Consider the following 12,674-nt stretch of genomic DNA (forward strand, 5'->3'; position numbering starts at 1 on the left):
CGACCGAGCCGGGGGACCGACCAACCGGCAGGTCGGCCCCCGGGTGTCCGCTATGCGGAAACCGCAGCTAAGCCCGGAATGTCCGTTCCGAAAATTTCCCGGGGAATTTTCGCGACGGTCTCCGGCGGCCGGTCAGCCGGGCCAGACCACCGCCTGGAGCTCGCTGTAGGCGTGCAGCGCGTACGAGCCCACGTCCCGCCCCACCCCGCTCTTCTTGAAGCCGCCGAAGGGCGCCTCCATGTTGCGGCCGACCGTGTTGATCCCGACCCCGCCGGCCCGCAGCCGGGCCGCGATCCGGAAGGCGCGGGCCACGTCGCCGGACCAGACGTAGTCGATCAGGCCGTAGTCGCTGTCGTTGGCGAGCGCGATGCCCTCCTCCTCGTCGTCGAAGGGGACGACCACGACGACCGGGCCGAAGATCTCCTCCCGGACCACCCGCATCTCGTGGGTGCAGTCGGCGAGCAGCGTCGGCGCCACGTAGAAGCCCCGGTCGAGGGCGGGCCGCCCGCCGCCCGCGACGACCCGCGCGCCCTCCTTGCGGCCCAGCTCCACGTACCCCTCGATCCGGTCGCGGTGGGCCGCCGAGATCACCGGGCCGACGACCGTGCCCTTCTCGGCCGGGTCCCCGACCTTCAGGTGCCCGGCGTAGGCGGCCAGCTTCTCGACCAGCCGGTCGTGGATCCCCCGCTGGGCGAGGACCCGGGTGGGGGCCGTGCAGATCTGGCCGCTGTAGAAGGAGAAGGTGGTGCCGATGCCGAGGACGGCCGCGTCCAGGTCGGCGTCGTCGAGGACGAGCGCCGCGCCCTTCCCGCCCAGCTCCATGAGCTGCCGCTTCATGGACCGGCCGCAGACCTCGCCGATGGCCTGGCCGACGGCGGTGGAGCCGGTGAAGGAGACCATGTCGACGTCCGGGGAGTCGACGGCGGCCTCGCCGACGGCGGGGGCGGAGCCGGTGACCAGGTTGACCACCCCGGCGGGGACGCCCGCCTCCTCCAGGGCGCGGACCATCGCGAAGACGGAGAGCGGGTCCTGCGGGGCGGGCTTCACGACGACCGTGTTGCCCATGGCGAGCGCCGGGGCGATCTTGCCGGCCGGGTTGGCCCAGGGGTTGTTGTACGAGGTCACGCAGGTGACGACGCCGACCGGGCGGCGCACCGCGACCGCGCCGAAGACCCCGGCCCGGCCCATCGGCCCGGCCTCGTTGACCTGCGGCGGCAGCGCCTCCTCGACCGGCTCCAGGGCGCCGCGCGCGTACCGCCGGAAGCGGGCGGCGCCGACGGCGACCTGCATGCCGCGCGCGGTGGCGGTGGTGGCGCCGCTCTCGGCGCGGGCGAGGGCGGTGTGCGCGGCGGCGTCGCGGGTCATGATCGCGGCGGCCCGGTCGAGGAGCGCGGCCCGCTCCTCGGGCCGGGTGCGCGACCAGGTGGCGAAGGCGTCGCGGGCGGCGGCGGCCGCGTCGTGGACCTGGGCGCGGGACGCCTCGGGGGCGAGGCCGACGGTCTCCTCGGTGGCCGGGTTCACCACCGGGTAGTGGCCGCCGTCGGGCTCGGTCCACTCCCCGCCGATGTAGAGCTTCTCCGTGGGCGTCATCGGGTCGGCACCGTCCTCGTGTCGCGGCCCGAGCGCAGGACGCGCCCGGGGATCGCCCCGGTCACCTCGTCGTCGCGGATCGTCTCCACGCCGTTGACCCGCACGGAGACGATGCCGACCGCGCGGGAGTCGAGGCGGGGGCTGTCGCCGGGCAGGTCGTGGACGAGGGTCGCCGGGCCCGCGTCGATCCGCTCGGGGTCGAAGAGGACCAGGTCGGCGTGGAAGCCCTCGGCGATCCGGCCGCGCTCGCGCAGGCCGAAGAGGCGGGCCGGGTCGTCGCTGAGCATCCGGACGGCCCGCTCCAGGGGGACCAGCTTCCGGCCGCGCAGGCAGTCGCCGAGGAAGCGGGTGGTGTAGGGGGCGCCGCACATGCGGTCCAGGTGGGCGCCGGCGTCGGAGCCGCCGAGGAGGACGTCCTCGTGCTCCCAGGTCTCGCGGCGCAGTTCCCAGGAGGCCGGGTCGTTGTCGCTGGGCATCGGCCACAGCACGGTCCGCAGGTCGTCGTGGGCGCAGATCTCGACGAGGCACTGGAAGGGGTCCTGGCCGCGTTCGGCGGCGATGTCCTTCACGACGCGGCCGGTCAGGCCCTCGTTCTCGCGGCTGTACGTGTCGCCGATGACGTACCGGCCGAAGTCGGCGAGCCGCCGGAAGACGCCCGCCTCCTTGGAGGAGGCGCGGCGCAGCATCCCGGCGCGGACGCCGGGGTCGCGGAGCCGTGCGATCCGCTCGGGCACGGGCAGGGCCAGGACCTCGCCCCAGCCGGGGATGAGGTTGAGGGCGCAGAAGGTGCCGAGGGACATGTTCATGGGGGTGAGGATCGGCATGGTGAGGGCGACGATCCGGCCGCCGGACTTCCGGGCCCGTTCGGAGGCGGTGAGCTGGCGGGGGACGCGTTCGGGGACGGCGGCGTCGATGGTGAGGACGTTCCAGTTCAGGGGGCGTCCGGCGGCGGCGGTCATCTCGACGAAGAGGTCGATCTCGGCGTCGGAGAACTGGTCGAGGCAGCCGGCGAGGATGGCCTCGATCTGGGTGCCCTCGTGCTCGCCGACCGCCTTCGACAGGGCGATCAGTTCGGCGGGGGCGGCGTGCCGGGAGGCGACGGGGGCGCCGTCGCCGTCGGAGTGGGTGGACGACTGGGTGGTGGACAGGCCCCAGGCGCCGGCCTCCATGGCCTCCTTGAGGAGGGCGGTCATCCGCTCCAGCTGCTCGGGGGTGGGCTGTCCGCCGACGGCGTCGGCGCCCATCACGTACCGGCGCAGGGCGCAGTGGCCGACCATGAAGCCGGCGTTGACGGCGATCCGGCCCTCCAGGGCGTCGAGGTACTCGCCGAAGGAGGACCAGCTCCAGTCGACGCCCTCTTCGAGGGCGGCCAGCGCCATGCCCTCGACCTTGGACATCATGCGGCGGGTGTAGTCGGCGTCCTCGGGCCGGCCGGGGTGGAGCGGGGCGAGGGTGAAGCCGCAGTTGCCGCCGGCGACGGTGGTGACGCCGTGGTTCATGGAGGGGGTGGCGTACGGGTCCCAGAACAGCTGGGCGTCGTAGTGGGTGTGCGGGTCGACGAAGCCGGGGGCGAGGACCAGCCCGGTGGCGTCCTCGCTGGTGCGGGCCTCCTCGGCGACGGTGCCGGGTGCGGCGATGACGGCGATCCGGCCGTCGCGCAGGCCGACGTCTGCCCGGCGGGAGGGCGCGCCGGTGCCGTCCACGACGGTGGCGCCCCTGATCAGGTGGTCGAGCATGGCGGTCCCTTTCTGGGCGGTGTCCGCACGGGGTCCGTACCGGGGTCCGCGCGGGCCTTCGGACGGGGGCTCCGGGCGCGGCGGGCGCGGGTGGGCCCCGGACCGGGGGCCGCCGCGGTGGGCCCCCGGCCGGGGCCGGTGACGGGGCGGCGGCCCGGGAAAGACGCCGCCCCGCGTTCCGCTACGCGCCGGCCGCCTGCCGGAAGCGGGTGGTGCGGTGGACGGGGTCGGTGTCGATGTGCGGGATCACGTGCTCGCCGATCAGCTTGATCGAGTTCATCGTGTCCTCGTACGAGATCCCGATGGGGAGGCCGAAGGAGAGCTGGTCGGCGCCGGCCCGCTCCCAGCGGCGGCACTGGGCGAGGACCTCGGAGGGGTCGCCGCAGATCATCAGCTCCTCCTGGATGAGGAGTTCGATGATCTCGGCCGAGTACTCGGGGAGCAGCTCGGGCCACTCGGGGATGCCCTCGGGCCGGGGGAAGGTGTCGTGGTAGCGGAAGAGGAGCGACTGGAGGTAGTTGAGCCCGCCGCCGACGGCGATCTCGACGGCCTTGTCGTGGGTCTCCGCGCAGATGGCGGTGGAGGTGACCATGACGTTGTCGTTGACGAAGTCGCCGACGGCCTTGGCCTCCTTGATCGCGTTCTTGTAGGACTCGACGACCCACTCCATGTCGGAGACCTTCTGGACGCTGAAGCCGAGGACGCCGAGGCCCATCTTCCCGGCCATCGCGTAGGAGGAGGGGGAGCCGGCGGCGTACCACATGGCGGGGTGGGACTTCCCGTACGGCTTGGGGAGGATCTTGCGGGGCGGGAGGGACCAGTGCTTGCCCTGGAAGCCCTGGTACTCCTCCTGGAGCCACATCTTGGGGAACTCCCCGATGGTCTCCTCCCAGATCTCCTTGGTGTGGTTCATGTCGGTGATGCCCGGGAAGAAGCCGAGGATCTCGTGGGACCCGGCGCCCCGTCCGGAGCCGAACTCGAACCGGCCGCCGGAGAGGTGGTCGAGCATGGCGACCTTCTCGGCGACCTTGACCGGGTGGTTGACCTGGGCGAGGGGGTTGAAGATGCCGGAGCCGAGGTGGATGCGCTCGGTGGCGTGGGCGAGGTAGCCCAGGTAGACGTCGTTGGCCGAGAGGTGCGAGTACTCCTCCAGGAAGTGGTGTTCGGAGGCCCAGGCGTACTTGAAGTTGTGCTTGTCGGCCTGGATGACGTACTCGGTCTCCTCCATGAGGGCCTTGTGCTCGGCTTCGGGATCGGTCTCGGCCCGCTTGCCGACGTATCCCTGTACGAAGATCCCGAATTCCACGGAAGTCACCGTCCTCGTGAGTTTCTGACGTGTCGTCAGATTCTTGGATGGGCTGCGCCCTGTCAATACCTGACAGGGCGTCAGATGAGCTCAGAAGAGGGAGACCCCGGCCAGCCAGCCGCCGTCGATGACGAACGGCTGGCCCGTCACGTACGAGGAGTCGTCCGAGGTCAGGAAGAGGGCGAGGGCCGCCACCTCCTCCGGGCGGCCGATCCGGCCGAGCGGCACCAGCTTGCGGTACAGCTCGCCGGTGGCCGCCGGGTCCACCCCCTCCGGGTTGCTCATCGCGGTGTCGATCGCGCCGGGGCAGACCGCGTTGACCCGGATGCCCTTCGGCGCCAGCTCCAGGGCCGCGACCCGGGTCAGCCCGAGGACCGCGTGCTTGGAGGCCGCGTAGGCGCCGACCCCGGCCATCCCGGTCACCCCCGTGTACGAGGCGGTGTTGACGATCGTGCCGCCGCCGGCCGCCGCGATCTCGGGCGCCACCGCCCGGATGCCGAGGAAGCAGCCGGTCTGGTTGACCGAGACGACCGCCTGGAACTCCTCCAGCGGGGTGGCGAGCAGCTCGTTGAAGCGGAGCACGCCCGCGTTGTTCACCAGCCCGTCGATCCGCCCGAACCGCTCCTTCGCCGCCGCCACCGCGGCCGTCCAGTCGTCCTCTCGGGTCACGTCCAGGCGGACGTAGGCGGCCCGCTCCTCCCCCAGCTCCTTCGCCAGCGCCTCCCCGGGGCCGTCGAGGACGTCGGCGAGGACCACCCGCGCCCCCTCGGCGGCGAAGAGGCGCGCCTCCTGCTCGCCCTGCCCGCGCGCCGCCCCCGTGACGAGGACGACCCGACCCTCCAGCTTGCCCATGCGCGCTCCCTAAAGACGGGGGGCGACCTCCTCGGCGAAGGCCGCCATCTGGTCGATGAGTTCGGTACGGCTCCGGCTGCGGAAGCGCACCTGGATCTGGCCGACGCCCATCGCCCCGTACTCCCGCAGCGAGGCCGCCAGCTCCTCGGGCGGGCCGCTGAGCGTGCGCCGCCCGACCGGCCAGCCGGGGGTGCCCACGTAGAGCGGTTCGGCGATGGCGCCGAAGGTGAAGGGGGCGTCGAGTCCGGCCTCCTCGCGCAGCCGCCGGATCCGGCCGATCCGCTCGGCGAGCACCGGCCTCGGGTCGCCCTGCGGCAGCCAGCCGTCGCCCTTGAGCGCGGCCCGCCGCACCGCCGCCGGGGAGGAGCCGCCGACCCAGACCGGCACCCGCGCCTGCGCGGGCCGGGGCCGCTGCCCCAGGTCCTTGAAGGCGAAGCGCTCCCCCAGGTGCTCGGGGAACTCCTCCGGGCCCAGCGCGGCCCGCAGCGCGTCGATCGTCTCGTCGAGGACCCCGCCGCGCCCGTCGAAGTCCGCCCCGACCGCGTCGAACTCCTCCCGCACGTGCCCGGCCCCCACCCCGAGGACCAGCCGGCCGCCGGAGAGGTGGTCGACGGTCGCGTACGCCTTGGCGGTGGCCAGCGGGTGGCGCAGTCCGACCACGGCGACGTGCGAGACGAGGCGGACCCGCTCGGTGGCGGCGGCGAGGAAGGAGAGGGTGGCGACGGGGTCGTACCAGACGGTGCTCATCGCCTCCGCGAGCCGGCGCGGGATCGCCACGTGGTCGCAGGAGGCCAGGTAGTCGAAGCCGTACGCGTCGGCGGCGCGGGCCACGGCGAGCAGGTCGGCGGGCCCGGCGGCGGCCTCCCAGGGCTCGGCGTAGAGCGCGGACTGGGACTGGACGGGCAGCTGCATCCCGTGGACCACCATGAGCGACCCCTCCATCTGACACATCGTCAGTTATGCCGACGGGGCCATGCTGATACCTGACGGACCATCAGGCAAGAGGGTGAGGCGACCGACCCCTCCCACCTTTGACATGCGGCATAAAGTGCAGCACTATGTGATGCATGGCAACCTTGACGCGAAAGAGCGTGCCGCTGGACGCCCCCACGGAAGAGGCGATGCGCCGGGTGCGCCGCCACGACAGCCCGGAGAACAGGGCCCTGCGCCAGGTCACCGGGATAAAAGTGGGCGACGACACGTCGGACGCCGAAGTACTGCGCGCCCTCCTCAACGCCGGACGGGTCGCCATCGAAGAGAAGGCCCTGGAGAACGGCTACGCGGCGCTCGCCGCCGCCCAGGACGACGAGGACCGCGCCTATGCGGCCGCGCGCCGCACCCGCAGGCGGAGCCGCCCGGAGAGTGGCGAATGACGGAGATCGTCCCCCTGCGCGGACGCCTCTACCGGGCCGACCTGGGCTTTGGCCTCAAGCCCTGGCTCGTCGTCTCCAACAACGCCCGCAATCGGAAACTGGACGAGTGCCTGGTGGTCCGCGTCACGACGAGCGACAAACCGAACATCCCCAGCGTCGTCGAGCTGGGGCCCGACGACCCCGCGGTCGGACGGATCCTCTGTGACGACCTCGGCCCGATGTACCGGGACGACATCAAGGCCGACCTCGGCGCCCTCTCGGCGCGGACGATGGCACAGGTGGCCACGGCCTTGCGGCACGTACTGGCCCTCTGACCGGACAGCCGGGGGAAGGCGATCCCGCGCACGGCGGGCAAGGCCCTCCCCCGGCTCCGCGCTCACGGGCGCCAGAGGCCCTCCGGGCTCAGGCCGAGCAGCTCGATCGCGTTGCCGCGCACGATGCGCTCGACGGCGTCCGGGGCCAGGTGGCCCATCTGCGCCTCGCCGACCTCGCGGGACTTGGGCCAGGTCGAGTCCGAGTGCGGGTAGTCCGTCTCGTACAGCACGTTCCCGACGCCGATCGCGTCGAGGTTGCGCAGCCCGAAGGCGTCGTCGAAGAAGCAGCCGAAGACGTGCCCGGCGAAGAGCTCCGACGGCGGCCGGGTGACCTTGTCGGCGACGCCGCCCCAGGCCCGGTTCTCCTCCCAGACCACGTCCGCCCGCTCCAGGATGTACGGGATCCAGCCGATCTGGCCCTCCGCGTACATGATCCGCAGGTTCGGGAAGCGCTCGAACTTGCCGCTCATCAGCCAGTCGACCATCGAGAAGCAGCAGTTGGCGAAGGTGATCGTGGAGCCGACCGCCGGCGGGGCGTCCGCCGAGGTGGACGGCATCCGGCTGGACGAGCCGATGTGCATGGCGATGACCGTGCCGGTCTCGTCGCAGGCCCGCAGGAAGGGGTCCCAGTGGTCGGTGTGGACCGAGGGGAGCCCGAGGTGCGGCGGGATCTCGGAGAAGGCGACCGCCCGGACGCCCCGGGCGGCGTTGCGCCGCACCTCGGCGGCGGCCAGCTCGGGGTCCCAGAGCGGGACGAGGGTGAGCGGGATCAGCCGGCCGTCCGCCTCGGGGCCGCACCACTCCTCGACCATCCAGTCGTTGTACGCGCGCACGCACAGCAGGCCAAGCTCGCGGTCGGACGCCTCGGTGAAGGTCTGGCCGCAGAAGCGCGGGAAGGTCGGGAAGCAGAGCGCGGACTGGACGTGGTTGACGTCCATGTCGGCGAGCCGGTCGGGGACGGAGAAGGAGCCCGGCCGCATCTGCTCGTAGGTGATGACTTCGAGGCGTATCTCGTCGCGGTCGTAGCCGACGGCGGTGTCGAGCCTGGTCAGCGGCCGGTGCAGGTCCTCGTAGACCCACCAGTCGCCGATCGGGCCGTCGTCGCCGGGGGCGCCCATGACGGGGGCGAACTTGCCGCCGAGGAAGGTCATCTCCTTCAGCGGGGCACGGACGATCCGGGGCCCGGTGTCGTGGTACCGGGACGGGAGCCGGTCGCGCCAGACGTGCGCGGGCTCCACCGTGTGGTCGTCCACCGAGATGATCCTGGGGAAGGTCTCCTGGGTCTCCATGCCGTTCACGGTAGCGCTGATCTGACGAACCGTCAGCTACCGTGTCCCTTACGGGCTCGCGCGACTTCTGTCCACCGCCCCGCCCCGGTTGTCCGCAAGGTCCCACCCGATGCTGACGCGCTCCCTCCGGACAGGGCAGACTGTCCAGGGCGATACCAGCGGTACGGGCAGGGGGAGCCATGGGGCAGGACAAGGGGCCGCGCGTCCCGACGCAGGGCCCCGGCCGGAACGGGGCCGGAGCGGAGGGCCGGGCAGGCGTGCCCCGGCAGCGCGGAACGGACCGGAGACCGGAACCGGAAGCGGAGCCTGGAGCGGAACCGGTGACGAGCACGGGAGCGGGTACGGAAGCGAGCGCGGGAGCGGGTACGGGGGCAGGAGCGGCGACAGTTTCCGCGGCTCCGGGTACCCCCGCGTCCGGGACCCCGGCCGCCGGGCTGCGGTTCGGCGTGCTCGGGCCCGTCCGGGCCTGGCGGGGGGACGAACCGCTGGCCACCGGGTCGCCCCAGCAGCGCGCCCTGCTCGCCGCCCTGCTCCTGCGCGGCGGCCGGACCGCCACCGCCGCCGAGCTCATCGACGCCCTCTGGGGCGAGGAACCGCCCTCCCAGGCGCTCGCCGCCCTGCGCACCTACGCCTCCCGGCTCCGCAAGGTCCTCGGCGCCGACGTCCTCGTCAGCGAGTCCGGCGGCTACGCCCTGCGGGCCGGCGACCTCGACCTGGCCCGCGCCCGCGCGCTGGCCGGGGAGGCCGAGAAGCTGCGGGCCGGCGGCGAGCGGACCGCCGCCCGCGCCCGGCTCGCCGACGCCCTCGACCTGTGGGAGGGCGAGGTCCTGGCCTCCGTCCCCGGGCCGTACGCCGAGGGCCAGCGGACCCGCCTGGAGGAGTGGCGGCTCACCCTCCTGGAGACCCGCCTCGACGTCGACCTGGAGATCGGCGCGCACGCCGAGGCCGTCTCCGAGCTGACCGCGCTGACCGCCGCGCACCCGCTGCGCGAGCGCCTGCGCGAACTGCTGATGCTCGCCCTCTACCGGGGCGGCCGGCAGGCCGAGGCGCTCGCCGTCTACGCCGACACCCGCCGCCTCCTCGCCGACGAGCTGGGCGTCGACCCCACGCCCGAACTCTCCCGGCTCCAGCGCCGCATCCTCCAGGGCGACACCGAACTCGCCCGCCCCGTCGAGGAGCAGGCCCCGGCCGCCGCGCCCCTGGCCCGGCCCGCCCAACTGCCCGCCACCGTGCCCGACTTCACCGGCCGGGCCGCCTTCGTCCGCGAGCTGGGCGCCCGGCTCTCCACCGCCGAGGGCTCCGTGATGGCCGTCTCCGCCCTCGCCGGCATCGGCGGCGTCGGCAAGACCACCCTCGCGGTGCACGTCGCCCACGAGGCCCGGCGGCACTTCCCGGACGGGCAGCTGTACGTGGACCTCCAGGGCGCGGGCGCCCGGGCCGCCGCCCCGGAGACCGTCCTCGGCTCCTTCCTGCGCGCCCTCGGCACCCCCGACGCGGCCATCCCCGACTCCGTGCAGGAGCGGGCCGCGCTCTACCGCTCCACCCTCGACGGCCGCCGCGTCCTCGTCCTCCTCGACAACGCCCGGGACGCCGCCCAGATCCGCCCCCTGCTGCCCGGCACGGCGGGCTGCGCGGCCCTGGTGACCAGCCGCATCCGGATGGTCGACCTGGCCGGCGCGCACCTGGTGGACCTCGACGTGATGTCCCCCGAGGAGGCGCTCCAGCTCTTCACCCGGATCGTCGGCGCGGAGCGGGTGCGGGCCGAGCGGGAGGCGTCCCTGGACGTCGTCGCGGCCTGCGGCTTCCTGCCGCTGGCGATCCGCATCGCCGCCTCCCGGCTGGCCGCCCGCCGCACCTGGACGGTCTCGGTGCTGGCGGCGAAGCTGGCCGACGAGCGCCGCCGCCTCGACGAGCTCCAGGCGGGCGACCTCGCGGTCAAGGCGACCTTCGAACTCGGCTACGGCCAGCTGGAGCCGGCCCAGGCGCGCGCCTTCCGCCTCCTCGGCCTGGCCGACGGCCCCGACATCTCCCTGGCCGCCGCGGCGGCCGTCCTCGACCTGCCCCTGTGGGACACCGAAGACCTCCTGGAGGCCCTGGTCGACACGTCCCTCCTCGAATCGGCCGCGCCCGGCCGCTACCGCTACCACGACCTGGTGCGGCTGTACGCGCGGGCGTGCGCCGACCGGGACGAGCACCCGCCGACGGAGAAGGAGGCGGCGCTCTCCCGGCTCCTCGACTTCTACCTGTCGACGGCGGCCCGGGTGTACGCCATCGAGCGCCCCGGCGACCGGCTGGTCGACCACCTGGAGCGGACCGCGTACGAGGGCCTGTCCTTCACCGACCGCCACGAGGCCCAGGACTGGCTGTACGCCGAGTCCCGCTGCCTCCTCTCCTGCGTCCGCCAGTCCGCCGCCGCCCCGGCGACCCTCCGCCGCGCCGTGGACCTCCTGTGGGCCTCCCTGGACCTCGCCGAGTCGGGCACCGACTCCAAGGAGTACGAGGCGGTGGCGACGGTCCTGCGGGAGGCGGCCGTGCGCACCGGCGACGTCCGGGCCCAGGGCCGCGCTGCCATCACCCTGGCCTATGTGCACCAGCTCTCCGGCCGCTTCGACCTGGCGGGCGAGGAGGCCGGCCGGGCCCGCGCCCTCGCGACCGGCTCGCCCGATCCGCTCCCCCTGTGCTGGGCCTCCAACCTCCTCGGCGTGGTCGCCTTCTACCGGGCCCGCTACGAGGAGGCCGAGGAGCACCTGGTGCGGGCCATCGAGGACTTCCGGCGCTGCGAGGACCTCGCCGGGGAGGCCAGCGCCCTGTGCAACCAGTCGCGGGTCCACCTGGCGACCGGGCGGCCCGGCACGGCCGTGGCCTTCGCCCGGCGCGGCACCGAGATGTACGACGACCTCGGACACGCCCTCAAGGGGGCCAACGGCCGGTACGCGATGGGCATCGCGCTCACCGAGGGCGGGCGGCTCTCCGACGCCTCGCACTGCCTGCGGGAGGCGCTCACCACCTTCACGGACAGCAGGCAGCGGCTGTGGCAGGGCATGACCCTGTTCCGCCTCGCCGAGGTGGACATCGCCGACCGGGAGTACGCCCGGGCCGCCTCCAACGCCGAGACGGCCCTCACCGTGCTGCGGGACGTCGGCGGCGAGTGGCGGCGCGGCAAGGTCCTCATGGTGCTGGGGCACGCCCTGCGCGGCATCGGCCAGCAGGGCCGCGCGGTGGTGTGCTGGCAGGACGCCCTGGCCATATTCGAGGCCACCCGGTCGCCGGAGGCGGCGGAGGTGCGCGAGCTCCTGACGCGCTGTCCGGCGGGCTGATCCCGCCCGGGCTGCGCGTTCATCGTTCGTTTATCGCACCGCGCCATGCTTCACTCATCGATCCGTCGCGTCGGGGGGCAGACGGGTCAGCGGTAGGAACGTCACCCCGACCCACTAGGGTGATCGGCCCTGCTTCGGGTCACGTCCGGCTGTCCGTTGGGGGAAGCAGCCGGACGTGGCCCAGAGACCCACCTGCCGAACGATCGAGGAGAGTTGCCATGAGCGACGAGCAGAGCGTCAACCCGGCGAACGTGCACATCACGGGCGAGCCCGCCACCGCCGGTCTGGAGACCAAGAACGTCCACATCACGGACACCGAGGCCACCGACGCGATAGCCGAGAAGATCGGCATCAAGAACGTGCACATCACCGGCGAGCCGGCCACCGCGGGCGAGGGCACCACCGCCCCCCTCGGCAACGTGCACATCACGTCCGAGCCGGCCAAGTAGACCATTCCCGACGGGGAGAACGGCACCGGCGGCGACTTCGGGGGAGCCGCCGGGGCCGTCCGGAGGAGGTCCGGTCGACGGGGGAGCGCACGGTCCCGGGGGACACCGGGGCGGAACCAGGGGGGATCCGCCCGGTGCGGGCCGCGCGCGACGCGATCGGACCACCGAGAGGAGGGGCCGGGCGACAGCCCGGCCCCTCCCGCGTGTGCGCGCCACCTGACGAAGTAGACCGCTCCGGTTCGCGGGGCGCGTACGCCACCGCGATGATCGTTCCGCCCGCTCGTCCCGATGTCCCGAGGAGTCCGCCATGCGCGCCACGAAGCGCCTCTTCGCCCTCGCGGCCGTCGCCGCCGCCCTCACCCTCGGCGTCGCGGCCCCCGCCTCCGCCAACGTCCACGTGACCGGCACCGTCTCCTCCGGCTGGGGCAGCTGAATCCGGTGGGCGCCG

General features: G+C 73.6%; 11 protein-coding genes. 5 read left to right on the forward strand and 6 right to left on the reverse strand.

Features of this window, described 5'->3' with window-relative positions:
* Positions 1–132: 132 nt before the first annotated feature.
* From IE219_RS27360 to IE219_RS27380, 5 genes are all read right to left on the reverse strand, one after another.
* Entirely contained in the window at positions 133–1,590 is a 1,458-nt protein-coding gene (locus IE219_RS27360) for an aldehyde dehydrogenase family protein (RefSeq protein WP_189982265.1), read from the reverse strand.
* On the reverse strand, positions 1,587–3,326 hold the full coding sequence (locus tag IE219_RS27365; protein ID WP_189982267.1) for an N-acyl-D-amino-acid deacylase family protein: 1,740 nt from the start codon (positions 3,324–3,326) through the stop codon (positions 1,587–1,589). The genes IE219_RS27360 and IE219_RS27365 overlap by 4 nt, the downstream gene beginning before the upstream one ends.
* Positions 3,327–3,507: 181 nt before the next feature.
* Positions 3,508–4,632 (reverse strand): LLM class flavin-dependent oxidoreductase, encoded by a 1,125-nt coding sequence (locus IE219_RS27370; protein WP_189982269.1) that lies wholly within the window; start codon positions 4,630–4,632, stop codon positions 3,508–3,510.
* A gap of 90 nt (positions 4,633–4,722) precedes the next feature.
* Positions 4,723–5,484, reverse strand: coding sequence for an SDR family NAD(P)-dependent oxidoreductase (locus tag IE219_RS27375; RefSeq protein WP_189982271.1), 762 nt, complete (start codon positions 5,482–5,484; stop codon positions 4,723–4,725).
* Between the two features lie 9 nt (positions 5,485–5,493).
* Positions 5,494–6,411: a TIGR03619 family F420-dependent LLM class oxidoreductase gene (locus IE219_RS27380; RefSeq protein ID WP_189982430.1), complete on the reverse strand. Its 918-nt coding sequence runs from the start codon at positions 6,409–6,411 to the stop codon at positions 5,494–5,496.
* A 140-nt stretch (positions 6,412–6,551) separates the two neighbouring features.
* Here IE219_RS27380 and IE219_RS27385 point away from each other — a divergent pair, with 140 nt between their 5' ends.
* Together IE219_RS27385 and IE219_RS27390 are read left to right on the forward strand one after the other, a co-directional pair.
* On the forward strand, positions 6,552–6,857 hold the full coding sequence (locus IE219_RS27385; RefSeq protein WP_189982273.1) for a hypothetical protein: 306 nt from the start codon (positions 6,552–6,554) through the stop codon (positions 6,855–6,857).
* The gene (locus tag IE219_RS27390) at positions 6,854–7,171 is read left to right on the forward strand and encodes a type II toxin-antitoxin system PemK/MazF family toxin (protein WP_189982275.1); all 318 of its coding nucleotides are present in this window, start codon (positions 6,854–6,856) and stop codon (positions 7,169–7,171) included. The genes IE219_RS27385 and IE219_RS27390 overlap by 4 nt, the downstream gene beginning before the upstream one ends.
* Positions 7,172–7,233: 62 nt before the next feature.
* Here the strand turns inward: IE219_RS27390 and IE219_RS27395 are convergent, their stop codons facing one another.
* Positions 7,234–8,460: an amidohydrolase family protein gene (locus tag IE219_RS27395; protein WP_189982277.1), complete on the reverse strand. Its 1,227-nt coding sequence runs from the start codon at positions 8,458–8,460 to the stop codon at positions 7,234–7,236.
* Between the two features lie 446 nt (positions 8,461–8,906).
* Between IE219_RS27395 and afsR the strand changes: the two genes are divergently transcribed.
* The 3 genes from afsR (at position 8,907) to IE219_RS32345 (ending at position 12,659) form a co-directional block, all read left to right on the forward strand.
* The gene (gene afsR, locus IE219_RS27400; protein ID WP_308434048.1) at positions 8,907–11,777 is read left to right on the forward strand and encodes an SARP-family global regulator AfsR; all 2,871 of its coding nucleotides are present in this window, start codon (positions 8,907–8,909) and stop codon (positions 11,775–11,777) included.
* A gap of 218 nt (positions 11,778–11,995) precedes the next feature.
* Positions 11,996–12,226, forward strand: coding sequence for a hypothetical protein (locus tag IE219_RS27405; RefSeq protein WP_189982279.1), 231 nt, complete (start codon positions 11,996–11,998; stop codon positions 12,224–12,226).
* Positions 12,227–12,533: 307 nt separating this feature from the next.
* A complete protein-coding gene (locus IE219_RS32345; RefSeq protein ID WP_268256865.1) occupies positions 12,534–12,659 on the forward strand; it encodes a hypothetical protein in 126 nt (41 codons plus the stop codon).
* Positions 12,660–12,674 lie beyond the last annotated feature (15 nt).

This window comes from Streptomyces termitum (assembly GCF_014650175.1).
Taxonomy (GTDB): domain Bacteria; phylum Actinomycetota; class Actinomycetes; order Streptomycetales; family Streptomycetaceae; genus Streptomyces; species Streptomyces termitum.

Bases quoted from the DNA above. Each gene is read 5' to 3' on its own strand.
- IE219_RS27405 (WP_189982279.1), top strand. From the start codon at position 11,996: ATGAGCGACGAGCAGAGCGTCAACCCGGCGAACGTGCACATCACGGGC.
- IE219_RS27360 (WP_189982265.1), bottom strand. From the start codon at position 1,590: ATGACGCCCACGGAGAAGCTCTACATCGGCGGGGAGTGGACCGAGCCC.
- IE219_RS27395 (WP_189982277.1), bottom strand. From the start codon at position 8,460: ATGGAGACCCAGGAGACCTTCCCCAGGATCATCTCGGTGGACGACCAC.
- IE219_RS27365 (WP_189982267.1), bottom strand. From the start codon at position 3,326: ATGCTCGACCACCTGATCAGGGGCGCCACCGTCGTGGACGGCACCGGC.
- IE219_RS27390 (WP_189982275.1), top strand. From the start codon at position 6,854: ATGACGGAGATCGTCCCCCTGCGCGGACGCCTCTACCGGGCCGACCTG.
- IE219_RS27375 (WP_189982271.1), bottom strand. From the start codon at position 5,484: ATGGGCAAGCTGGAGGGTCGGGTCGTCCTCGTCACGGGGGCGGCGCGC.
- IE219_RS27385 (WP_189982273.1), top strand. From the start codon at position 6,552: ATGGCAACCTTGACGCGAAAGAGCGTGCCGCTGGACGCCCCCACGGAA.
- IE219_RS32345 (WP_268256865.1), top strand. From the start codon at position 12,534: ATGCGCGCCACGAAGCGCCTCTTCGCCCTCGCGGCCGTCGCCGCCGCC.
- IE219_RS27380 (WP_189982430.1), bottom strand. From the start codon at position 6,411: ATGGTGGTCCACGGGATGCAGCTGCCCGTCCAGTCCCAGTCCGCGCTC.